The organism is Gordonia sp. SCSIO 19800 (assembly GCF_018132775.1).
Taxonomy (GTDB): domain Bacteria; phylum Actinomycetota; class Actinomycetes; order Mycobacteriales; family Mycobacteriaceae; genus Gordonia; species Gordonia hongkongensis.
On sequence record NZ_JAGRQM010000017.1, the window covers coordinates 99,675 to 122,120 of the forward strand.

General features: G+C 68.3%; 21 protein-coding genes. 10 read left to right on the forward strand and 11 right to left on the reverse strand.

The window, feature by feature from the left end:
- The first annotated feature begins 53 nt into the window (after window positions 1-53).
- On the forward strand, window positions 54-1,070 hold the full coding sequence (locus tag KB201_RS18105; protein ID WP_231742640.1) for a hypothetical protein: 1,017 nt from the start codon (window positions 54-56) through the stop codon (window positions 1,068-1,070).
- 6 nt (window positions 1,071-1,076) lie between these two features.
- On the opposite strand, the gene KB201_RS18110 is transcribed toward KB201_RS18105, so the two are convergent.
- The 4 genes from KB201_RS18110 to KB201_RS18125 all read right to left on the reverse strand — a co-directional run bounded on the left by KB201_RS18110 (window position 1,077) and on the right by KB201_RS18125 (window position 4,485).
- Window positions 1,077-1,778, reverse strand: coding sequence for an FABP family protein (locus KB201_RS18110; RefSeq protein WP_058253542.1), 702 nt, complete (start codon window positions 1,776-1,778; stop codon window positions 1,077-1,079).
- Window positions 1,779-2,087: 309 nt separating this feature from the next.
- A complete protein-coding gene (locus KB201_RS18115; protein ID WP_010840619.1) occupies window positions 2,088-2,393 on the reverse strand; it encodes a DUF1416 domain-containing protein in 306 nt (101 codons plus the stop codon).
- Window positions 2,394-2,399: 6 nt separating this feature from the next.
- Entirely contained in the window at window positions 2,400-3,239 is an 840-nt protein-coding gene (locus KB201_RS18120) for a sulfurtransferase (RefSeq protein WP_058253541.1), read from the reverse strand.
- Window positions 3,240-3,627: 388 nt separating this feature from the next.
- Window positions 3,628-4,485: a DUF2993 domain-containing protein gene (locus KB201_RS18125; RefSeq protein ID WP_211540036.1), complete on the reverse strand. Its 858-nt coding sequence runs from the start codon at window positions 4,483-4,485 to the stop codon at window positions 3,628-3,630.
- A gap of 211 nt (window positions 4,486-4,696) precedes the next feature.
- Between KB201_RS18125 and KB201_RS18130 the strand changes: the two genes are divergently transcribed.
- Window positions 4,697-5,503 (forward strand): response regulator transcription factor, encoded by an 807-nt coding sequence (locus KB201_RS18130; RefSeq protein WP_058253539.1) that lies wholly within the window; start codon window positions 4,697-4,699, stop codon window positions 5,501-5,503.
- On the forward strand, window positions 5,484-6,407 hold the full coding sequence (gene mshD / locus KB201_RS18135; protein WP_307848084.1) for a mycothiol synthase: 924 nt from the start codon (window positions 5,484-5,486) through the stop codon (window positions 6,405-6,407). Before KB201_RS18130 ends, mshD begins: the two co-directional genes overlap by 20 nt.
- Here the strand turns inward: mshD and KB201_RS18140 are convergent.
- Entirely contained in the window at window positions 6,398-6,979 is a 582-nt protein-coding gene (locus KB201_RS18140; protein WP_242697050.1) for a hypothetical protein, read from the reverse strand. The two genes, mshD and KB201_RS18140, sit on opposite strands and share 10 nt — an antisense overlap.
- Before the next feature lie 195 nt (window positions 6,980-7,174).
- Here KB201_RS18140 and pstS point away from each other — a divergent pair, with 195 nt between their 5' ends.
- The 4 genes from pstS to pstB all read left to right on the forward strand — a co-directional run bounded on the left by pstS (window position 7,175) and on the right by pstB (window position 11,149).
- Window positions 7,175-8,254 carry a phosphate ABC transporter substrate-binding protein PstS gene (gene pstS / locus KB201_RS18145; RefSeq protein WP_211540040.1) on the forward strand — a complete coding sequence of 360 codons (1,080 nt, stop codon included), beginning with the start codon at window positions 7,175-7,177 and terminating at the stop codon, window positions 8,252-8,254.
- 142 nt (window positions 8,255-8,396) lie between these two features.
- Entirely contained in the window at window positions 8,397-9,425 is a 1,029-nt protein-coding gene (gene pstC / locus KB201_RS18150; protein ID WP_165629675.1) for a phosphate ABC transporter permease subunit PstC, read from the forward strand.
- 2 nt (window positions 9,426-9,427) lie between these two features.
- On the forward strand, window positions 9,428-10,327 hold the full coding sequence (gene pstA, locus KB201_RS18155) for a phosphate ABC transporter permease PstA (protein WP_058253533.1): 900 nt from the start codon (window positions 9,428-9,430) through the stop codon (window positions 10,325-10,327).
- A gap of 45 nt (window positions 10,328-10,372) precedes the next feature.
- Entirely contained in the window at window positions 10,373-11,149 is a 777-nt protein-coding gene (gene pstB / locus KB201_RS18160; protein WP_004022008.1) for a phosphate ABC transporter ATP-binding protein PstB, read from the forward strand.
- Window positions 11,150-11,226: 77 nt separating this feature from the next.
- On the opposite strand, the gene KB201_RS18165 is transcribed toward pstB, so the two are convergent.
- The 6 genes from KB201_RS18165 to KB201_RS18190 form a co-directional block, all read right to left on the reverse strand.
- Complete coding sequence (locus tag KB201_RS18165) at window positions 11,227-11,376, reverse strand: hypothetical protein (protein ID WP_165629676.1); 150 nt, start codon at window positions 11,374-11,376, stop codon at window positions 11,227-11,229.
- Window positions 11,377-11,541: 165 nt separating this feature from the next.
- On the reverse strand, window positions 11,542-12,204 hold the full coding sequence (gene phoU, locus KB201_RS18170; RefSeq protein WP_058253532.1) for a phosphate signaling complex protein PhoU: 663 nt from the start codon (window positions 12,202-12,204) through the stop codon (window positions 11,542-11,544).
- Between the two features lie 107 nt (window positions 12,205-12,311).
- Complete coding sequence (locus KB201_RS18175) at window positions 12,312-14,564, reverse strand: LCP family protein (protein WP_058253531.1); 2,253 nt, start codon at window positions 14,562-14,564, stop codon at window positions 12,312-12,314.
- Window positions 14,565-14,740: 176 nt separating this feature from the next.
- Window positions 14,741-15,907, reverse strand: coding sequence for a tRNA dihydrouridine synthase DusB (gene dusB / locus KB201_RS18180; protein ID WP_280361797.1), 1,167 nt, complete (start codon window positions 15,905-15,907; stop codon window positions 14,741-14,743).
- A 59-nt stretch (window positions 15,908-15,966) separates the two neighbouring features.
- A complete protein-coding gene (locus tag KB201_RS18185) occupies window positions 15,967-16,959 on the reverse strand; it encodes an acyl-ACP desaturase (RefSeq protein WP_058253529.1) in 993 nt (330 codons plus the stop codon).
- Between the two features lie 347 nt (window positions 16,960-17,306).
- Window positions 17,307-17,858 carry a nuclear transport factor 2 family protein gene (locus KB201_RS18190; RefSeq protein WP_211540042.1) on the reverse strand — a complete coding sequence of 184 codons (552 nt, stop codon included), beginning with the start codon at window positions 17,856-17,858 and terminating at the stop codon, window positions 17,307-17,309.
- 105 nt (window positions 17,859-17,963) lie between these two features.
- Between KB201_RS18190 and KB201_RS18195 the strand changes: the two genes are divergently transcribed.
- The 3 genes from KB201_RS18195 to KB201_RS18205 all read left to right on the forward strand — a co-directional run bounded on the left by KB201_RS18195 (window position 17,964) and on the right by KB201_RS18205 (window position 22,225).
- Entirely contained in the window at window positions 17,964-19,856 is a 1,893-nt protein-coding gene (locus KB201_RS18195) for a serine/threonine-protein kinase (RefSeq protein ID WP_211540044.1), read from the forward strand.
- The gene (locus KB201_RS18200; protein ID WP_165629678.1) at window positions 19,856-20,692 is read left to right on the forward strand and encodes a fibronectin type III domain-containing protein; all 837 of its coding nucleotides are present in this window, start codon (window positions 19,856-19,858) and stop codon (window positions 20,690-20,692) included. Before KB201_RS18195 ends, KB201_RS18200 begins: the two co-directional genes overlap by 1 nt.
- A gap of 132 nt (window positions 20,693-20,824) precedes the next feature.
- On the forward strand, window positions 20,825-22,225 hold the full coding sequence (locus KB201_RS18205; protein WP_065629730.1) for a wax ester/triacylglycerol synthase family O-acyltransferase: 1,401 nt from the start codon (window positions 20,825-20,827) through the stop codon (window positions 22,223-22,225).
- Window positions 22,226-22,446 lie beyond the last annotated feature (221 nt).

The window sequence follows — 22,446 nt, forward strand, 5'->3', positions numbered from 1 at the left end:
GAGCACAGCACAGTCCACGGCGCCCGCCGGGGCGCCGAGAGGGAGAAGAAGAGATGGTGACCATGCATGTCGCCGCGGCGGTCGGGACGCAGGATCGCGATCGCATCGAACCCGTGGTGGGCGAGAACTACTGGACCCCGGGCGACCCGGACTTCGGGACGGCGTCGGCACCCCGATTCGCGTTCGCCGACCCGCACGCCGCCGGCCTGTTCCACGCCGAGGACCTGTCGCGGGAGGCCGGTGACCGCATCGCCGTCCACAACCGTGGTGTGCACGACGTGGCTGCCGTGGTCCTGCTCGAGGATGGCCGGTCGTATGTCGAACTCTTGCCTCCCGGTTCGGAAATCGCTCTGCCGGAGGCGGATTCGCTCACCTACCTCCAGGCCCCCCGCACCGCTGACGGCCGGCCGGTTCTGTACGGCGCGGTGTGGGTGCGCGACGGGCGGGTGATGCCGGTGACGGTTCCGATCCCCACCCGCCGCGAGTTCCTCGACCAGCGATATCTCACCCCGTGGAGCGCGGAGTGGAACGGCGGTGTCTCCGGTCGGCACATGCTCGATGCCGCGGCGGCCGGTGTCTCGTACCAGTACCGGACGGGCGGTTCGACGTTCGTCGTACGCAACGCGGGCAGCGACTGGATCGGGGTGGTCCATCGGTCCGGCACGGAGTTCACCTTCGTCGAATGCCCACCGGGTGGGCGTGCCGTCTTCGAACTCTCCCCGCAGTCCGCCCGCGCTGAGGTGTTCTCGGTCGTCGGTCGCCGGGGCGGCGGCACGGCCGGGCACGCCCCGTACATGTCGAGGTCGGGAACCGTGCATCCCGGTTGGGCGGGTCGGCCGGGGGAAGTCACCGCCTACGGTTCGGTCGTCGTCATGCTCGGCGCGCCGGTGTACAGCGCGCTGCCGAAACGCAATCTGTACCTTGCGTTCTCGGATCGGCGGCCCTTCGAGGCTCGCTTCGCTCGCACCTCAGGGAGCAGGGGGCCGAGCCGCCGGGAGCGAAGCGAGCGGGGCGAATGTGCGAGCCGCCGGGAGCAGGGCGCGCGTCCCTGCCGCGGGTTCCGTCGATGAGGTGGATCAGCCGACGTGGCGGCGCAGCTTGGCGGAGAGCCGCGGGGTGAGGTCCCCGTCGGCGTCGACGCGCTCCTCGACGTAGGCGAGGTCGCCGTCGGCGACGAGTCCGTACAGCCGTTTGGCGCCGCCGGTGCGTTGACCTGATTCTGCCTTGATGACGACGTCGGTGGCGAGTTCCCAGGTGGTCTGATTCAGGGGAGTGCCGTAGAAGAGTTCGATCGAGCCCTCGGCGTGGGCGAGGAGCAATTCGATGGTGTCGTCCTCACCGATCCGCCAGAACCCGGACTCGCGGAGGTCGGGCCGCTGGTAGGCAGCATCGTCGTCGATCACCCACGAGCGGGACTCCCAGGTGAGGAAGTTCTGGCCGTCGTGGGACACGACGATCTGCTGAGCGAAGTGATAGTCGGTGTCCGTCTGGGGATCGTGGCCTTCGCCCTCGCCACGCCACACGCCGACGAGCGGCAGGAGTGCGAGGAGGCCGGGATGCAGGTCCGCGCCGAGGCGGAGGTTCGCGGTGTCGGCCGGGAGCGGCAGATCATCCCATGTGGGGACGTTGCGTTCACGGCTGCCGGACTCCACCGCCCGGGCCTCGGCCTGACTGATCGCCTCGTCGCCCGACCGGCGGGCTTCGGCGGCGAACCCGTCACCGGATGACTCCGCGCCGGCGGGGCCGTCCGCGGCCGGATCTCCGGGTGAGGACGTCACGACTCGTCGGTCACCAGACGGTACAGGGTGTAGACACCGAACCAGGTGATCAGCACGGCGGCCAGGATCAGCAGGATTTCGAAGAAGAGGACCACGAGGGAAATTCTAACCCCGGCGTGGTCAGGGCGCCGTCGAGGGGTGGGCCCTTCGTGACGGTCGCAGGCTCCCTCCTCAGGGGGCGGCGGTGGCGGTCGCAGGCTCCCTCCTCAGGGGGCGGTGACGGTCGCGGGCTCCCTCGTCAGGGCGGTGAGAACGAGACAGCCCGGTCACCGCGGGTGCGGTGACCGGGCTGCCGGGTCGAGCGTGGCGTCACTTCGAGACGGTGATGTCCTTCTCGTGGATGCCGGGGCCCTCGGGACTGATCGTCACGTCGCCGTTGCCCACCGCGGACAGGGCGCGCAGCGTCCAGGTGCCGGGGGCGGCGAAGAAACGGAAGTCGCCGGTGGGCGATGCCACGACCTCGGCGGTGAACTCACCGGTCGAGTCGAGCAGACGCACGAAGGCGCCGGCGACGGGCGAACCCGAGCCGTCGGTGACCTGTCCGGTCAGGACGGTCTCCTTCTCCACGTCGACGCCAGCGGGCAGCTTCTGTCCCTGCTTGGGTGCAGCACACATATTCTCTTACTTTCCTTCTCCGAGTTCGATCGGGACGCCGATCAGCGAGCCGTACTCGGTCCAGCTGCCGTCGTAGTTCTTGACGTTCTGCTGGCCGAGCAGTTCCTTCAGCACGAACCAGGTGTGGCTCGACCGCTCGCCGATGCGGCAGTACGCGATGGTGTCCTTCGAGCCGTCGAGTCCCGCCTCGCCGTAGAGCTCCTTGAGCTCCTCGTCGGACTTGAAGGTGCCGTCCTCGTTGGCGGCCTTGCTCCACGGCACGTTGATCGCGCTCGGGATGTGACCGGGACGCTGGCTCTGCTCCTGCGGGAGGTGGGCCGGCGCGAGGATCTTGCCGGAGAACTCGTCCGGGCTGCGCACGTCGACGAGGTTCTTGGTGCCGATGGCGTCGACGACCTCATCGCGGAACGCGCGGATGCTGACATCCGGCTCGCCGGCCTTGTAGGTCGTGGCGGGACGGCTGACGGCGTCGCTGGACAGCGGGCGACCGTCGAGTTCCCACTTCTTGCGGCCGCCGTCGAGGAGCTTGACGTCGTTGTGGCCGTACAGCTTGAAGTACCAGTAGGCGTATGCAGCGAACCAGTTGTTGTTGCCGCCGTAGAGGATCACGGTGTCGTCGTTCGCGATCCCGCGCTCGGAGAGCAGCTTGCCGAACTGTTCGGCATCGACGAAGTCGCGGCGGACCGGATCCTGCAGGTCGGTCTTCCAGTCGAGCTTGACGGCGCCGGCGATGTGCCCGCCGTCGTAGGCCGAGGTGTCCTCGTCGACCTCGACGAAGACGGTCTTGTCGGCATTGAGGTTCTGCTCAGCCCATTCGGTGCTGACCAGGACGTCGGAACGTGCCATGGCGGTGTCCTTTCGGAGTGGATCGGTGATGGTCGTCGAACAGATGGAGATGGTGGAGACGGAGAGGCGCGAGAAGGATGCCCGCGTCTCGGGGAGATGAGCACGGGTGACGGCGCATGGGAACGAGGTCGCAGACCTCGGTGGAGACGCCCCCGTTCTCATCGACGGTGTGGGCGGACCGGCTGCTCACGCAGCACGGGTTGGTCACACCGTCAACGGCGAGTGCGACAACAGCAGTCGGCGACACGACAGAAGTCGATCGCCCGGCGTCGTGTGAGCAAGTACTCACGGCGCTGCTGCATGCCCACGAGGGTACAACAGAGCGGATCGAGCCCCCAACGGCCGGGGTGCTTTGCCGCCGAGGCCGGGAGAACACGGTCTGAACTGCTCAGAAGCGGTCGAGGCGCACCGATGCCGGACCGGAGTCGCCGACCAGTTGGACGTCCCCGCCGAAACTCTCCGCGCGATCGGGTTCGACATCCCAGGCCATCGGCAGGCGCGGGAGCGTCAGGCTGAACCGATCGAGCACCGCGGCGCGGACTTCCGCCGGGACCTCGGCGTCGACGTGGCGTTCGGGGCCGGTGTAGAAGCCGGTCGCCCGGATGTCCAGTGCGCCGTCGACGACGGAGAGGTCGACGGACACACTCACCCGCACCTTGGGGCCGTCGTAGGACGACGCCGACGGCGGGTCGGCGGGATCGAGCCCGTCGCCCGGCGGCAGTGCGACCGTGCCGGTGAGCACCACGCCGCTCTCGCGACTGACGATGCCGTCCTGGGGCCCGCCCGCGCCCGCCGTGTCGTCCGGTCCCGGGGTGCTGACGGTCAGGTCGACGATGCGCAGATACCGGGCCAGGGTGACGGCATCGAGGCGGGTGTACGCCGAGATCGAGCCGGTGTGGAGAACATCACTCGCCGAGAATCCGCTGCCGTCGGCCACGTCGAACGGGCCGAGAGAAGCACCCAGCTCACCGCGGCAGACTCCGCGGGCGGGCGGACACCCGGGTAGTTCGACGCCGCGGGCGGCGATCGTGGCCCCGTCGAAGTGACCGGCGGACGACTGCGGGGTGAACGGGAAACCCGCGATGGTGACCTCGGGATCGAAAGTCACGCGGGGGGATTGGGCGAGGGCGCGGGAGAACTGATGCTCCCCGCGAACGGCGGCCCCGACGTCGACGCCGAGCGCGACCCCCGCGGCGGCCAGGGCGGCGACCACACCGATGACGAGCACTTTCCGGATGCGCGGCATGCTCGGCCGATCACCCTCCCCGTCGTGGTCATCCGGCGGTCGTGGTCGCCTTGTTAACAGGTGAGCGCGCCGGTGGCGCTATTCTGTCACCTATCTCGCACACGTTGGTAAGGCGGCGTAAACAATCGCCGAGCCACGCGCGGGTGGCGTTCACGTCGTGGTGAGCGATCTGGATGGTCCGGGACGGGGACGAACGAGATCGGAGTGCTGGGTGGATCTCTTGTTGTTGACGGCCGACCCGAATCCGGAGTCGGTCTTGCCGTCGTTGTCGCTGCTCGCGCACACGGTGCGGACCGCTCCGACCGAGGTGTCGTCACTCATGGAGGCGGGGAACGCCGATGTGGCGCTGGTCGATGCCCGCGCCGACCTGGCGGCGGCCCGCGGGCTGTGCCGCCTGTTGGGCAGCACCGGCTCCTCGGTGCCGGTCGCGGCGGTGCTGACCGAGGGCGGGCTGGTCGCGGTCAACGCGGACTGGGGCATCGACGAATTCCTGCTGCCGGGTACCGGTCCGGCCGAACTCGATGCCCGGTTGCGCCTGCTCGTGGTTCGAACCCGGGGGGTTGCTGCGGAGGAGTCCTCGGGCAAGGTCACGCTGGGGGAACTCGTCATCGACGAGGGGACCTACACCGCACGCCTGCGCGGACGTCCGCTCGACCTGACCTATAAGGAGTTCGAGCTCCTGAAGTACTTGGCGCAGAATGCGGGTCGCGTGTTCACGCGCGCCCAGCTGCTCCAGGAGGTGTGGGGGTACGACTTCTTCGGCGGCACCCGCACCGTCGACGTCCATGTCCGTCGACTCCGCGCCAAACTCGGCAGCGAGCACGAGTCGCTGATCGGGACCGTCCGCAACGTCGGATACAAGGCCGTTCGTCCGACGCGTGGCCGGGCGCCCGCGGCCGACGCCGACCTGTCCGAGGACGCCTCCGGTCCCGATGCGGTCGGCACCGATGACTTCGACGACGCGCTCGACGGTCCCGATCCGTTCGACGAGGAGTTCAGTGCCAGTGCCGGGAACTGAGTACCCGCAGGTGCGTCGAGGCGCACTGCCCGACGACGTCGCTGAATTCGCTCACCGTTTGGTGCGCGAGGCGAACGACGCCGATGGTGTCGCCCCGCTCTCGGAGGGGGCGGTCGCCGCGATCGACGCCCCCGAGGGCTCGCCGATCGTGCACGTCAGGTCGAAGGCGGGGTACGCCGTCATCGTCCCCGGTCGCGACGGCGAGCCGGCGATGATCGAGGCGGTTGTCGACCCGGCGCACCGACGGGAGGGACATGGCCGGGCGCTGCTCGACGCGGCGTTCGGGGCCGCGCCCGAATCGGGGTCGGGGGTCCGGGTGTGGGCTCATGGGGATCTGCCTGGTGCGGTGGCGCTCGCCGCGGCGATGGGGCTGACGAAACGTCGCGAACTGCTGCAGCTGCGCCGCCCGGTCGGACCCGGCCACGAACTCCCCGAACTCGTCGTCGACCCGACGGTCGACCTGCGGACCTATGCCGGACCGGCCGATGACGCCGAGATCCTGCGGGTGAACAACGCGGCCTTCGACTGGCATCCCGAGCAGGGTGGCTGGTCGCCGGAGCAGATCCGTGAACGGGTTGCCGCCGACTGGTTCGATCCGGCGGGTTTGTTCCTCGCCTTCGACCGTGCCGGCGACGGATCGGGCGGGGGAGATGGCAAGCTCCTCGGGTTCCACTGGACGAAGCGGCACGACGCGGACCTCGGCGAGGTGTACATCGTCGGCGTCGATCCTGCGGCGCAGGGTCGCGGACTGGGTCGGTTGTTGACGCTCGCCGGCCTGCATCACCTTGCGCGCGAGGGCGTCTCGGAGATCAACCTCTACGTGGAGGGTGACAACGTCGCCGCGCTGCACACCTACGAGCGCCTCGGGTTCACCCGATACGCCGTCGACGTCGCCTACGGCTGAGGCTGCCCGAGTGCGGCGCCGATGGCGTCGACGACGTCGCCGATGTGGGGCTCGCGAACCACGGACAGGTGATTGCACTCGAGACGGAGGACGTCGACGTCCCCGGTCACGATGTGCCGCCGCCACACCGAAGGGTCGTCACGATTCTCGCTGCCCTGCACCACGAGCGCGCGACCGGTGTACGGGCGGGGGCGGTGCAGCCGCGCCACCCGGACACCGAGTTCCTCGAGTGCCTGCGCGTCGGCGGTCGGCGAGGTTCTCACCACGCCGGCGAGTGGAACCCGAATTCGTCGGCGCCACAGTTCTTTTCGGGGTAGCGGTTCATATGTGGTGGTCGTCGTGAGAGACGGGTCGGCGCGCTTGGCGCGATGCAGCACCCGCGGTGGGACGAACGTGTCCACCACGACGACCAGATCGACACGGTGCCCGTCGGCCTCGAGGCGTCGCGCGGCCGCCGGTCGTCGGGCAGGCCACCGGGCGGTCTCGCCGGTGGGGCGAGGGCAGGAGCCCGCCCCGGGTGTGCGGGCCGATTCGCGCGAGCCCGACGATCCGTCCTGTAGCCAGGTGCCCAAGTCTCGAATGTCGGGTTACGCAGATCACGTACGATCACGCCTGGGCAGGTCGCACCCCGTCTGCCTTGGCCAGTTCACCTGTCGTTCATCTTTTGGAGGGGATCAGTCCACCACGCCCCCATAGCTTTCCATTCGGACACTCCGGAACCGACGCCAGTCGGTGCGGGGAACGCGAACGGAAAGGCAACACCAGCGGTGAAAATCAATCGGAACGGCGCCCTGGCGTCGGTGTCGGCGATCGCGGCACTGACACTCGTCACGGCGTGCGGCGGTGGGGGAAGCGAACAGACTGTCAGCGGCGAGGGCTCGACCGCGCAGCAGAAGGCCATGGAGCACTTCAGCCAGGTCCTCACCGACAACAGCGACATCGTGCTCGACTACACCGGCAGCGGCTCGGGCGACGGCATCAAGAAGTTCATCGCGGGCGACGTCGACTTCGCCGGCTCGGACTCGGCCCTCAAGGACGACGAGGTCACCGACGCCACCGCACGTTGCAACGGCAACGCCCCCTGGCACCTCCCGCTGGTCGTCGGCCCCGTCGCGGTCGCCTACAACCTCGACGGTGTCGAGGACCTCAAGCTCAACCCCAGCGTCATCGCGCAGATCTTCAACGGCAAGATCACCACCTGGAACGATCCCAAGATCGCCGCGCTGAACCCCGGTGTGTCGCTGCCCACCACCGACATCGTCCCCGTCTACCGCTCGGACAGCTCGGGTACCACCGACAACTTCCAACGCTTCCTGGAGAACGCGGCTCCGGCTGACTGGCCGTACGAGCACAGCAAGGAATTCGCGCCCAAGGGTGTCGGTTCCGGTGCCTCGAAGTCGACCGGCGTCGGCGACACCGTCAGCAAGACCCCCGGTTCGATCACCTATGTCGAGTGGGGCTTCGCCACCGAGAACGACCTCGGTGTCGCCCAGGTCGACTTCGGTGCCGGTCCGGTCACGCTGAACGCGGAGAGCGCGGGCAACGCCCTCGAGTCGCTCGCCTTCGCCGATCCGGCCAGCAAGGACCTCGTCGTCGACACCGACGCCCTGTTCGCCTCGAAGGCTCCGGGCGCCTACCCGCTGCTGCTCACCCCGTACTCGATCGTCTGCTCGGCGGGCTACGAGGACGAGGCCACCAGCCAGACGCTGAAGGACGCGTTCACCGCGGTCCTGAACGACGGCCAGGCCGGCCTCGAGGAGATCGGCTACGTGCCGGTGCCCGACGCCTTCAAGACCAAGCTGCAGGGGACCATCGACTCGCTGTCCGGTGGGTCCGGAAACGCCTGATCAATCCCCTCTGATCACGTGCGCGGGGCCGCCTCGGTTGCGGCCCCGCGCGTGTGGTTGACACACTGACACGACATTTCGCGTGTCCACGAGACGGCGGGAAGTGGCCCCAATGACCAGAGCCGAATCACAAGAAGGACGCATGACCTCGCTGAGCAAAGAGGGTGGCGCGATCCCGCCGGACACCGGCGAAGTCCAGGCCCCCGGGTCATCGCCCGACCAACCCGGATCCTCGCTCCACGCGGCCGCGCATCACCGCGTCGCCGATCGGGTGTTCCGCACCCTGGCCGTCGGCTCGGGATTCGTGGTCTCGATCGTCATCGCGCTGATCGCACTCTTCCTTCTCGCACAGGCGATTCCGTCGCTGGCGCAGAACGAGGAGAACTTCTTCACCTACACCGGGCAGTGGATCACCAGCGGAGATCAGCTCGCCTTCGGTATCCCCCAGCTGTTCTACGCAACGGTCGTGGTGTCGGTCATCGCGTTGCTGATCGCCATGCCGGTGGCCCTGGGTATCTCGATCTTCCTCACCGAGTACGCGCCGAAGCGGTTCGTCGGCCCGATCACCTACACCGTCGACCTCCTCGCCGCGGTGCCGTCCATCGTCTACGGCCTCTGGGGCATCCTCGTGCTCGGCCCGGCGCTGGTGCCGGTGAACGAGTGGCTGGTCGGCAATCTCGGCTTCCTGCCGTTCTTCCAGGAGCCCACCCAGATCGCGAACATGAGCACCGGCGGCACGCTGCTGACCGCAGGCATCGTTCTTGCGGTCATGATCCTGCCGATCATCACCGCGGTCACGCGCGAGGTCTTCATGCAGACCCCCAAGGGTCATCGTGAGGCCGCGCTCGCCCTGGGCGCCACCAAGTTCGAGGTCGTCAAGGTCGCCGTGCTGCCCTTCGGGTTCTCCGGCTACATCTCCGGTTCGATGCTCGGCCTGGGTCGCGCGCTCGGCGAGACGATGGCGCTGCTGCTCATCATCTCGACCGTCGGACCGATGAACTTCAACCTCATGGAGAGCGGCGAGACCTTCGCGACCAAGATCGCCAACAACGCGGCGGAATTCGATTCGCCCGCCAAGACCGGCGCCTACATCTCGGCCGGCCTGACCCTGTTCGTCCTGACCTTCATCGTCAACGCCGCCGCCCGCGCGGTCGTCGCCGGAAAGAAGTGACCATGTCTGTGACCACGACTACTTCCGCGGCCGATCCGGTCAAGAAGCCCTCCGGCTTCACCCCGATGTCCGGGCGTCGGCGTTTCACCGACGGGACCGTCCGCGTCGCCGTCATGGCCGCCCTGCTGCTGGCGCTGGTTCCCCTGCTCTGGTTGGTCTTCACGCTGGTGTCGCGGGGTATCGAGACGATCATCGACATCGACTGGTGGACCCAGGCCGAGCGACGCGGCGGCGCCGCCAACGCGATCGTCGGCACGCTGATGCAGACCGCCCTCGCGGCAGTCATCTCCATCCCGCTCGGCATCTTCGTCGCCATCTATCTGGTGGAGTACGCGACGAAGAAATCGCTCCTCGCGCGTGTCACCACGTTCATGGTCGACATCCTCTCGGGTGTGCCCTCGATCGTCGCCGCGCTGTTCGTCTACGCGGTGTGGCGCACCACCCTCGGATTGCCCCGCTCGGGATTCGTGGTCGCGATCGCGCTGGTCTTGCTGATGGTCCCGCTCGTGGTGCGCGCCACCGAGGAGATGCTGAAGATCGTCCCGCAGGACCTTCGCGAGGCGTCGTACGCCCTGGGTATCCCGAAGTGGAAGACGATCGTGAAGATCGTCCTGCCGACGGCCCTGTCGGGCATCGTCACCGGCGTGATGCTGGCCATCGCCCGGGTCATGGGCGAATCGGCGCCGGTCCTCATCCTCGTCGGTGCCACACGCGCGATGAACTGGAATCCCTTCGACGGCAATCAGCAGTCGCTGCCGTTGATGATGGTGCAGCAGTACAACAACGGACCGGGCGCCTTCGATCAGGTGTGGGGCGCGGCGCTGACATTGGTGATCCTCGTTGCCATCGTCTACTTCGGCGCCAAGGCGGTGTCGAAGATCTTCGCCCCCAAGACTTCCTGACCTCCCACCCTTCTCGGGTCATCTTTTCCAGAACGGACCAATGACATGGCAAAGCGCCTCGACATCAAAGACCTGAACATCTATTACGGCGACTTTCACGCGGTCAAGGACGTCACCCTCGAGGTGCCGCCGCGCTGCATCACCGCGTTCATCGGCCCGTCGGGCTGCGGTAAGTCGACCGTGCTCCGGACCCTCAACCGGATGCACGAGGTCACCCCGGGTGCCTACGCCAAGGGCAGCGTGCTGCTCGACGGCGAGGACATCTACGGCAAGACCGTGGACCCGGTGAGCGTGCGCGCGACCATCGGCATGGTGTTCCAGCGGCCGAACCCGTTCCCGACGATGTCGATCCGCGACAACGTCGTCGCCGGCCTGCGTCTGCAGGGTGTGCGGAACCGATCACAGCTCGACGACGTCGCCGAGAAGAGCCTGCGCGGCGCCAACCTCTGGGAAGAGGTCAAGGATCGCCTCGACAAGCCGGGCGGCGGACTGTCGGGTGGTCAGCAGCAGCGTCTGTGCATCGCCCGCGCCATCGCGGTCTCTCCCGACGTCCTGCTCATGGACGAGCCGTGTTCGGCGCTCGACCCGATCTCGACGCTGGCCATCGAGGACCTGATGGGTGAACTCAAGAAGGAGTACACCATCGTCATCGTGACCCACAACATGCAGCAGGCCGCTCGCGTCAGCGACCAGACCGCGTTCTTCAACCTCGAGGCGGTCGGCCAGCCGGGACAGCTCGTCGAGATCAACGACACCGAGACGATGTTCTCGAACCCGACGAAGAAGGAGACCGAGGACTACATCTCGGGTCGCTTCGGCTGAGCCTCCGCGCGCGAACAGGCCCGCTCACCCGTCCGGGGGAGCGGGCCTCGTCGTGCCTGGGTTGTAGTGTCGGGGTGTCACATGTTGAGCAGCAGGATCACCAGCAGGGCGACCAGCGACGCGGTCACACCCAGGTACGCCAGGATCTTGCGGCGGTGGGCGGCAGCCTCTGCGTCCTCGTCGGTCACCGCATTGAAATCGGGCTCGGTCGGATAGTGCTGGGCCATGTCGCCACCCTAACGACGACCTCGGCGCGTGTGAAATCTTCCCGACCTCGTTGGGGCTCAGATATTCACGGACATGAAAAAAGGCCGAGATTCAGTGTCGGAAACTGAATTCTCGGCCTCTTTCGGTGTGGCCCTCGCTCGATGTTCAGCACCGAGCGAGAGAAATCACCCCACGCTCTGGAACTGCTCCGGGGTCTTGCCCGTCGCGGTGAACACCACGCGGCGCCCGATGAGTACGGCGTGGTCGGCGAACCGCTCGTAGTAGCGGCCGAGCAGGGTCACGTCCACCGCGGCGGCGACGCCGTGCTTCCATTCGCGGTCCATCAGGACGGTGAACAGGTGGCGGTGGAGGTCGTCCATCGCGTCGTCGTCTTCCTGGAGACGAAGGGCGGCCTGCGGGTCGCTGGTCACGAGGACCTCATGTGCGTTCTTGGCCAGGGTGACGGCCAGGCGGCCCATCTCGGCGAAGTAGCCGTTGACCTCCTCCGGCAGTGCCTTGGCGGGATGTCGGCGCCGGGCGACCTTGGCGACGTGCAGCGCCAGAGCACCCATCCGATCGGCGTCGGCGACGATCTGGAATCCACTCACGACTCCACGCAGGTCACCGGCGACCGGGGCCTGCAGGGCGAGGAGCGCGAAGGACTGTTCCTCCGCGCGAGCCGTCAGCCGGCTCATCCGGTCGGTGTCCCCGATGACCTCTTCGGCGATGGCGAGATCGGCCTGCAGCAGTGCCTGCGTGGCGCGCGCCATCGCGGTGCCGGCGAGTTCGCACATCTCACCCAATACCGAGGTCAGCGCCTCGAGTTGCTCTTGATAGGCGGTACGCATGGTCCCAGGATACGTGCGTGATCACTCCAGGCCGACTCCGACCGATGAACGTCCAGTGAACGTCGGGTGCAGATCCGTCCACCTGCGAGTGCACCGACACCCTGAGATCACGTGCAGGTGGTGTCGCCCGCGTTCGTGATGGCCAGGTCGTTGGGCAGATTGCCGGTGTTCTCCGCAGGTGCGAGCTGGTTCGCCGTCAGGGTCGCCCCGGAGGCCGGTACCGACTCCAGGGAGCCGGTGAAATCCGCACCGACGATGAGCTCGACACCCGACTTGACCGTGCGGTCGAGCTGGATGCTCGCGTTCGGGAACATCTCGGCCAGCGTCGCGGCGGCGTCGCGCTGTCCCGGCCCGTAGCGCACGACGGTGTCGTCGCGGTTCTCCGAGGCATCGGCGACACCCCGAACGTCGAAACCGTACGGCGTGAGCTGCTCGGACACCTCGGTGGCGAGGCCCGTCTGGCCCGTGCCGTTGAGAACCCGGACGCCGACATTGCCGGGGTTCTGGGCGGTCGCGGTCACGGGTCCGGGAGCACTGGCGTTCGAGTCGGTACTCGGTGCGCCGGGAGTCGTCGGCGCCTTCGACGACGACGGCGGCTTCTTACGCGCCTGCTCGCCGGGGAGTGGCAGGTCGTCGATGATGGCGTCGAAGATCGCGTCGATGTCGCTGGTGCGCGGGATCTCGTTGTTGGCGCCGTCGGTGGAGGTACCCGACGTCGGGATCGTCAGGAACGAGACGCGGCCGGCCTCGATGCCCTGCATCGACTCGGCCAGGTTGATGAGCGACTGGGTGTCGACGCCGTCGACGTAGCTGTATTCGATGAACGTGTTGACGATCCCGTTGAGTTTGTTGGGGTTCGACAGCACATTGCCCGACAGGCTCGACCGCAACAGCGACGACATGAAGAGCTGCTGGCGTTTGATCCGGCCGTAGTCGCCGTTGCCCTCCGTGCTGATGTTGCGGGCGCGCACGTAATTCAGCGCACGGCGGCCGGTCAGCTTCTGCTTGCCCGGCTTGCGCAGGATCTGGCCGATCTCGTAGTCGTAGAGCGGCACCGTCGAGCAGACCTCGACGCCGCCGATCGCGCGGACCACCTTCTCGAAGCCGACGAAGTCCATCCCGATGAAGTGGTTGATGTTCAAACCGCTCATCGCGGTGATCACGCGCACGAGACACTGCGGGCCGCCCGCGGCGTAGACGCCATTGAGTTTCACGTCGTAAGCCGGTTGCATCTCGGCGCCATAGGCGCCGGTCGTGTTGTCCCAGGCGCGGCAGGCCGGCTGGTCGACCTGCAGGTCTCGCGGGAACGACACCGCGACGACGCGACTGCGGTTGGCCGGGATGTTCACCAGGATGACGGTGTCCGAACGGGCGCCCTCGGCGTCGGCGGTGGTGCCGGCGCCGACCCTGGAGTTCTGGCCACCGCGGGTGTCGGTACCGACGATGAGGTACGTCTCGTCGCCGTACTGGGCGTCCTTGTTCCGAATGTTCTGGTCATCGGGGTCGACGGCGGTGACGTTCCGCCAGTTGCCGTTCCACGACTGCAGGTAACCCCAGACGAAGCCGGTGCCCACCAGTGCGAGCACGCACGCGATGGCGACCAGGATGCGTCCGGTCGCGGCGGTCTTGCGCAGCATCGCGCGCTGCCGGTCCTCGTCGCGTCCGGGATGGCGCCGAGGCGCCGAGCGCAGGGCGAGGGGTTCGGTGAGGTCGGGTGTGCGTTCCAGCGGGGGCTGGGCCGGCGGTCCGGCCGGGCCGCCGGCGACCGGCTCCTGCGCGCGGGATTCCTCGATCACCCGCTGCTCGGTGGCGCGATCGGACAGGTCGGGCGCGGCGTCGCCGACGGTGGGGATCTTCTGGGTGACCTCGTTGTCGAAACGATGGACGGTCGTCGGGCGGTCGTCGGGCGCCGGCTGCGGAGCTGCGGGGACCCGCCCGCCCGGGGCCGACGGTGGCGTGGCATTTCCGCCGAACGGCGGTCCGGTGCGGCGAGACCGCCCGCGGGTCGACGACGGGGGCTCGGACGTCCGCGACTCCGGGCGCGGCGGAGTAGCGCGGCGGGTGCCGGACCGGCCGGAGCCGGCGGGGGGCTCCGACGGTGACGACTCCTCCGCGTTCATCTGCTCCATGAGCTGGCGAACCGTCAGGCGAGTGCGTCCCCGGACGAAGCGATCTGCCGAGCGTGGCTCGCGGAGGCTGGGGTGCGCCGGGGGAGGGGAGCCCGGGTCGGTGGAACCGGGCGCATCCGGACCGGGGACGGGCTCGAAGTCGTCGCGGGAGCGTCCGGCGCGTCGACCACGACGAGAGCGACCGGCGTCGCCCACCTCGGGGTCGTCCGGGCCCGGTGTCCTACGACTCAATGCACGTTCCTCATGCCCCGTGGTCGTGTCGCGGAGTCACCGCGGATCGGGGCTCGACCAGCGCGGTGCGCACAGAATGGAGGCCCCGGCGGCCGGGACCTCCGCGCAATAGTACTGATCCCACCTGAGAAAGCGTCTCAGCCGGGCACCGGTTGTGACGGTTTTCGCAATCCGGTTCAACCGCCGGAGTGCATGATCTCGGCGCCTGCGGGGATCACGTCCTCGTCGGGGTCGTCGAGCCAGCCGTCCGGCAGCGCGACCTTCGCCGGCGAACCCTGCCGGCCGCGCGGGCCGTGACCGTCGGAGGGGAACGGCGCGTCGGCCGGCAGCTCGGCGAGCAGTTCACGTAGTTCGTCGACGCTGCCGACGAGCGCCATCCGCCGCCGGATCTCCGAGCCGGCCGGGAAACCGCGGAGGTACCAGGCGACGTGCTTGCGGATCTCGCGGCAACCCTTCATCTCACCGTGGTGATCGACGAGGAGCTGGCAGTGCCGGACCATGATGTCGGCGACCTCGCCCAGGTTCGGCGGCGCCGGAGCGTCGAAACCGCCGAGTTCGGCGGCGAGTTCGGCGAACAGCCAGGGCCGGCCGAGGCAACCGCGGCCGACGACGACGCCGTCGCAGCCGGTCCGGCGCATCATCGCGACCGCATCGGCGGGTTCGAAGATGTCGCCGTTGCCGAGCACCGGCACGGTGGTGACGTGCTCCTTGAGTCGGGCGATCTCGTCCCAGTCGGCCTCACCGGAGTATCGCTGCGATGCGGTGCGCGCGTGGAGGGCGACGGCCGCGGCACCTTCTTCGGCGGCGATCCGGCCGGCGTCGAGATGGGTGCGGTGATCGTCGTCGATGCCGATCCGGAACTTGACCGTCACCGGGATGTCGGTGCCCTCGGTGGCTCGGACGGCCGCCGCGACGATCTTGCGGAACAGCGTGCGCTTGTAGGGGATCGCCGACCCCCCGCCCTTGCGGGTCACCTTGGGGACCGGGCAGCCGAAGTTCATGTCGATGTGGTCGGCGAGATTCTCGTCGACGATCATCTTCGCGGCTTGGTACGTGTACTCCGGGTCGACGGTGTAGAGCTGCATCGACCGCGGGTTCTCGTCGGGTCCGAAGGTCGTCATGTGCATCGTGACCGGGTGCCGCTCCACGAGCGCGCGCGCCGTGACCATCTCACAGACGTACAGCCCGGAGACGGTTCCGGTGCGGGCGAGCTCGAGTTCGCGGCACAGCGTCCGGAACGCGACGTTGGTGACACCCGCCATCGGGGCCAGTACGACCGGGCTGGCCAGTTCGATGGACCCGATACGCAGTCCCTTCGAGACGCTCGCAAGCTCGCTCCTCAGGGAGCTGGGAAGCGAGCCTTCGGTGGTCGAGGGCGCCGGGTGGCTGTCGACGAGGGTGCTCAGGATGCCTGCTGCTCCCGCTTCTTGGCCTCGCGGGCGAGCGAACGGTCGCGCATCTCCTCGAAGCGGATGGTGTCCTTCTCGAGCTGCTCGAGGAAGGCGGCGAGCTCCTCGCGGGTCTTCTCGCCCTCGCTGCTGAAGTCGTCGCGTTCGAAGACGTTCCACTTACGCAGGACCGGCATGACGACCTCTTCGAGGTGCTGACGCAGGTCGTAGATGCCGTGCTTGGCCATGAGCACGCCGTGGCGACGGAAGTTGGGCATGCCGGCGCCGGGCATCTGGAAGTTGGTCACGATGTCGGTGACGGCACGCAGCGTCTGGTCGGGGGAGATGTCGAAGCCCGCACCGCAGATGTTGCGGTAGAAGATCATGTGCAGGTTCTCGTCGGCCGCGATGCGCTGCAGCATCTTGTCGGCGATCGGGTCGTTGCACGCCTTGCCGGTGTTGCGGTGGCTGACGCGGGTCGCGAGTTCCTGGAAGGTCACGTACGCCACGGAATGCAGCAGACCGAGCTCGTCGGCGTGCTCCTCTAGCTCGTCCACGCGTCCGGCGGCGGCCAGCATCGGGTCGTAACCATTGGTCATGTGGATCATCCGCGCCTCTTCGAGGGCGACGGGATCGACGCCGCGGGTGACCACGAGGTAGTCGCGCATGACGATGCCGTGGCGGTTCTCCTCGGCGGTCCAGCGACCGACCCAGTGGCCCCAGGCGGAGTCCATCGAGAAGTTGTCGGCGATGACACGGTGGTACGACGGCAGGTTGTCCTCGGTGAGGAGGTTCGTGATCATCGCGGCCTTGGCGACCTCGTCGAGCTGCGACTGCTCGGGGTCGTAGTCGACGCCACCCAGGGCGGCGAAGTTACGGCCCTCGTCCCACGGCACGTAGTCGTGCGGGTTCCAGTCCTTGGCGATCTTGAGGTGGCGGTTGACGTTGTCCTCGGCAACCGGGGCCAGCTCCTTGAGTAGCTCGAGTTGCGTCAGGTCGCGTGCCATATAGATGTCCTCCGAACCGTGTCCGCGTGTGTCGTCATTGCGTGTCGTCGTCGTGCGTCGTGTCGATCGATCCGCGTGCGTGGCCGGCGGCCACGACCGTGGTTCGCGACGTCGTCGTGGGGAGGTGCGCACCCCGCCCACCGAACCGTGGTGTGTCGGGCCGGGTCCCCCGCGCCGCCCCGTCGCCACTGGTCAAAGTTCTAGCGTACGGCACGCACACCGGTGTCCCAAGTCCGTCGCCTGGGTGTCGTTCACGCCCGCGCGTCGCGTTACGCGTCCGGCCGGTGGTGTCGGTCACGTCGGTACCGGCGACGCCGGAACCGGTGTTCGCGCAGGTCGGCGGGCCCTCAACCGGAACGTGGACGCGAGGCGAACATCGCGCCCGTCGTCTCCATCCACGCCGTGGCCGGTTCGTCGATGGTGCCCAGTTCGCGTGCCTTCTCACACCAGCGCATCGCCGCGCGCCCGAACTCCATCGGGTTGTAGACGTCCTCTTCGCGACTCCACCGGCCGTCGCCGGCGTAGGTGAGGATGGTGATGTTGGTGGCGGTGATGTGTGTCGAGTCGCCCGGATCGCGCATCGGGTTGTCGACTTCGCAGATGACCCGGCCGGTCGTCGCGTCGACCACATGCCACAACGAGGGGAACCCGGTCATGTGACTGCCGGGGAACGACGTCATCGTCCGCCAGATCCAGGTCCGGATCTCCTCGCGACCGCGCATGGTGCCCAAGGCGTGCTCGATGTAGTCGGCGTCTTCGGTGAACAGTTCGGCATAGCGATCCCAGTCCCGGGTCACGGCGATCTCGGCGACCGTGCGCTGGAACTGTGCGAAGGCCTCGTCGAGCTCTGCCGGGGTGAATTCGGCGGTCGTCGGGGTCGGGTTCTCGGTGGTTTCCATCGCCGACGATCGTAGAGTCCGCACCGATGTGGTCCACCGCGTTTCGCGACAATCGGTACCATTCGTCCCCAGCACAGCCACCGCACACGGATCGGTGAGGACGTCATGTACCAGGTAGGGGACCTGATCGCGGGGTACCGCGTCCTCGACGTGCTCGGACGCGGCGGCATGGGCGAGGTCTATCAGGCCGCGCATCCCCGGCTGCCGCGCGCCGACGCCCTGAAGGTGCTCCGCTCGGTCCACGCCGCGGACCCGGTCTTCCGCGCGCGGTTCGAACGCGAAGCCGACATCGTCGCGCCGCTGCACCATCCCAACATCGTGGCCGTCTACGACCGTGGCGTCTTCGACGAGTTGCTGTGGATCGCGATGGAGTACGTGCCAGGTACCGACGCGGCCCGGATGCTCGCCCGGGAGTCGCCCCTCGACCCCGGTCTCGCGTGCACGATCATCGCCGGGGCGGCGGCGGGTCTGGACGCGGCGCACCGGCGCGGCGTCATGCACCGGGACATCAAACCGGCAAACATCCTCATCACGCCGGGCGCGGACGGCGACACCGACAGCGCCCCGGAGGCCGTCAAGCTCACCGACTTCGGCATCGCCCAGGTCCTCGACGAGGTGACCCACCTGACCGGTACCGGGATCACCATCGGGACCATGCGCTACGCCTCGCCGGAGCAGATCGAGGGGTTGCGCGTCGACGGCCGGAGCGACATCTATTCTCTCGCTGCCACTGCGTACGAACTCCTCACCGGTGCACCGCCGTTCGATTCGCCGTCGCTGCACGGACTGATGACCGCGCACATGCATCACGAACCCCCGTCGGCGAGCGCCCGCAACCGGGCGTTGCCCGCCGGGGTCGACGCCGTGCTCGCGCGGGCGATCGCCAAGGAGCCGGGTCGCCGTCACCCGACGGCGGGGGAGTTCGCCGCCGCGCTCGCCGACGTCTTCGATTCCCGCGCAACGCTCATCGGCCCGGCGATCAGGCCCGAGCCCCCGACGGAGCCCCCGGCCGGGACCCCCGTCGGGCCCGCGCCGGCCGGTCCAAAACCGAGCCCGGGGTTCCGGCACGTCGGCGCCGGCGTCGCGGGGAGCACGGGGTACACGCCACCGCCCGTGCAACCGGGTCCGTTGCAGACCTGGCCACCCGATGACGATGCGACGCAACCCACTTCCGTCCGCCGGCCTCGCCACCTCGCCGCGATCGCCATCGTGGCGGTGCTCGTTGCCGGAATCCTCGGCGCCGGAATCGGTTTCGCACGCATGTCGGCCACCTCCCTGGACACCCCCGATCCCCCGGATGTGGAGGTCACGACCACCGCTGTCGAACTGACCTGGAACGGCGTGGCCGGGGCCACCGACTACGTGGTCACCCAGAACGAGGACGTGATCTATTCCGGGCCCGCCACCGAGTTCACTGCGCCCCGGCCGGTGCCCGGCATGTACACGTATCAGGTCGCCGCGCATGACGGCGGCCGGGTGTCGGACTTCTCCCGGAACTCCGAACAGGTCGATGTCTTCATGACATGGGGCGAGTTGCAGCCCATCGCCGACCTGTACCACGACCTGATCCCGGCCACGCCGTTGAGCACCAACGGCTTCGACGCGATGCGCTGCTGGGGCGAGGACGGCGATCTCGCGTTCTCGTCGAGCAAACGCACCGTGTCGTGTACCCGCGACGCCGACGCCGCGACCGGCGACGACAGCGGGCGGGCGTCGGACCCGGGTGTGGCGGCGTATCAGGTGATCGTCGACACCTACGAGACCCCGGAGGAAGCGGTCGCGGCGGCGAAGGTGACCGCCCACGACCTCCGCGGCGTCGACTACACCACCGCGCAGGGGCACACCGGCACGCTGTACCTGTCGGACAAGCAGCGGGATCAGGGGCAGGCGATCCTCACCTTCGACGACGGCGACCACGCACGGTCGGTGGTGTGGGTGGTCGTCCCGGGTGAGCCCGCCGCCGCAGCCGGCGACGTCCTGAGAAGGCTACCGATCTGATGACTTCACCGACACCCTCGACATCCCTTACCACGACACCGAGTTCGCCACGCCGATTCGGGTCGGGGCCGTGGCTGATCGGGCTGATCGTGCTCGTCGCCGCGGTGGTCGCCGTCGGCGGCTTCGTCGTCGTCCGGTCGGTGACCGCGCCCGACGCGCCGGACACCCCCGGCGGCCTGACCCTGCAGGCGCGACCGGGACGGGTGATCGCGTCGTGGGACCCGGTGTCCGGGGCGTCGGCCTATCAGCTGCTCCGCGGCGACGGTTACGTCGTCCACCAGGGACCCGAGACCTCCGCCGAGGACGTGAGTGTGCCTGCCGGAGAACATGATTACCGGGTCATCGCGATCCGCGCGGGTGTGTACTCCGAGCCCGGGCCCGTGCAGCGGGTCCGGACGGGCGCGAGCTGGGGGGAGTTCGCGCCGCTGGTGGCGCAGTTCCCGGAGCTGCTCCCGCAGGCCCCCGACACCGCGGCGCAGTGGATGAACACCGAGTGCATCCGCCGATACTCCGGCGGCCGCGACGAGGTCGGGCCGTCGGAGACCGGAGCGGGTCAGGTGCGCACCGTGTTCGTCGTCCGATGTGCCGCGGGCTCGGTCGATCGCCCCTTCGGGGTGTTCTGGTTCGCGTCCCGAGATGCGCTGAACGCGGAGTACTCGCGTTCCTCGGAGACGTCGCGGCCGGTGCGATGGCGGCACGGGACGGGGTTGATCGACGAGAACGGACGCGGGGTCTTCAAGATCACCGACGACCCGTCGCGCGAGCTGGCCATGATCGTCGTCCTCGAAACGGATGGACAGGACATTCTGGACATGGTCGACTCGCTGCCGCTCTGAGCCGGGATCATCTGGCATCTCGACGCCGTCACGGCTGTGCCGGAACCGACCCCGCCGGGGTCGTCACGTGCGGCATGATGGCGTGGGGTGCCCACGGGGTCGGGTGCCCGACGTCGAGGGAAGGCGAATCCCATGCAGCGCTTGAGCGGACTGGACGCATCGTTTCTCTACCTCGAGACGCGCTCGCAACTGATGCATGTCATCGGTCTGTTCGAGATCGATCCGAGCACCATGCCGGGCGGCTACCGCTTCGACAAACTCCGCGCCGAGATGGAACGACGCATCGCTGCCATACCCGCGTTCCGGCGGAAACTCGACAACTCGTTGTTCAACATCGACCACCCGGTGTGGATCGAGGACGACGACTTCGACATCGAGCGTCACGTGCACCGGGTCGGCGTGCCGGCCCCCGGCGGCGCCGGCGAGGTCGCCGAACTGTGCGGTCATCTGGCCGGACAGACGCTCGACCGGGGCAAGCCGCTGTGGGAGCTGTGGATCATCGAGGGTCTCGCCGACGGCCGGGTCTGCGCGATGCTGCGCATGCACCACGCCGGGACCGACGGTGTGACGGGCGCCGAGATGCTCGCCCAGATGTGCACGCTCACGCCCGAACCGCCGGATCTCGACGCGGAGAAGGTGGGGGAGTCGGCCGGCCCGTCGTCGCGCGTCGCGATGGCCGCGGGCGGCGCGGTCAACTACTTCGTGCAGCGGCCCCTCGCCATGGCCAAACTGCTCCCCCGCACGTTGAGCGTGCCCGTCGGCTGGTTCCGTCGGGCACAACAGGATTCGGCGATGCCCGCACCGTTTCGTGCCCCACGCACCCGGTTCAACGCACCCATCACCCCGCACCGCAGCATCGCCGTCACCCAGCTCTCGCTCGACGATGTGAAGCGAGTGAAAGACCACTTCGAGGTGAAGCTCAACGACGTCGTGCTCGCGATGGTCGGCGGGGCACTGCGCACCTATCTGCTCGGCCACGACGAGCTCCCCGATCGTCCGCTGGTCGGGATGGTCCCGGTCTCGGTGCACGGCGCCGACGAGAAGGACCTCGTGGTGGAGGGCACCAACAAGGTGACCGGCATGTTCACCCTGCTGTCCTCCGACGAGCCCGACCCGGTCGCGCGGCTGCGGAAGCAGGCAGAGCTGAGCCGGACCTCGAAGGAGCACCACGCCGAGATCGACGCGAACATCCTGCGGTCCTGGGCGCAGTTCGCTCCCGGTACGACACTGTCCACCGCGATGAAGATCTACGGCGACCGCAACTGGGCGTCGGCGCATCCGCCGGTGTTCAACGTCCTGGTGTCCAACGTCGCCGGCCCGGATTTCCCGCTGTACTTCCTCGGCGCGCGCGTGACCGGCGTCTACCCGCTGGGCCCGATCATGCATGGCCTGGGACTCAACATCACGGTCTTCTCCGCCGACGGCAACCTCAACATCGGCATCGTCGGCTGCACCGATCAGACCCCGGACCCGTGGGCCATCGCGAACGCCTTCGACGACGAGATCAAGCAGTTGCTGGCCGCCTGCGACTGATCCGCAAGAACCGCATGCCCCCTGGTCCCGTTCTGCTCCCGGAGCTTGCGGAGGGCGCGACCACCCTGCTCCCTGATCCGAAAGAACGACATAACCATTGCTCCCTGAGGTGCGAGGAGCGATAGCGACGAGCCACGAAGGGCCTGGTGAGACAGGTTGCGGAGCCCTTCGTGGCTCGCTTCGCTCGCACCTCAGGGAGCCGGGGGGGGCGCGCGTCGGGC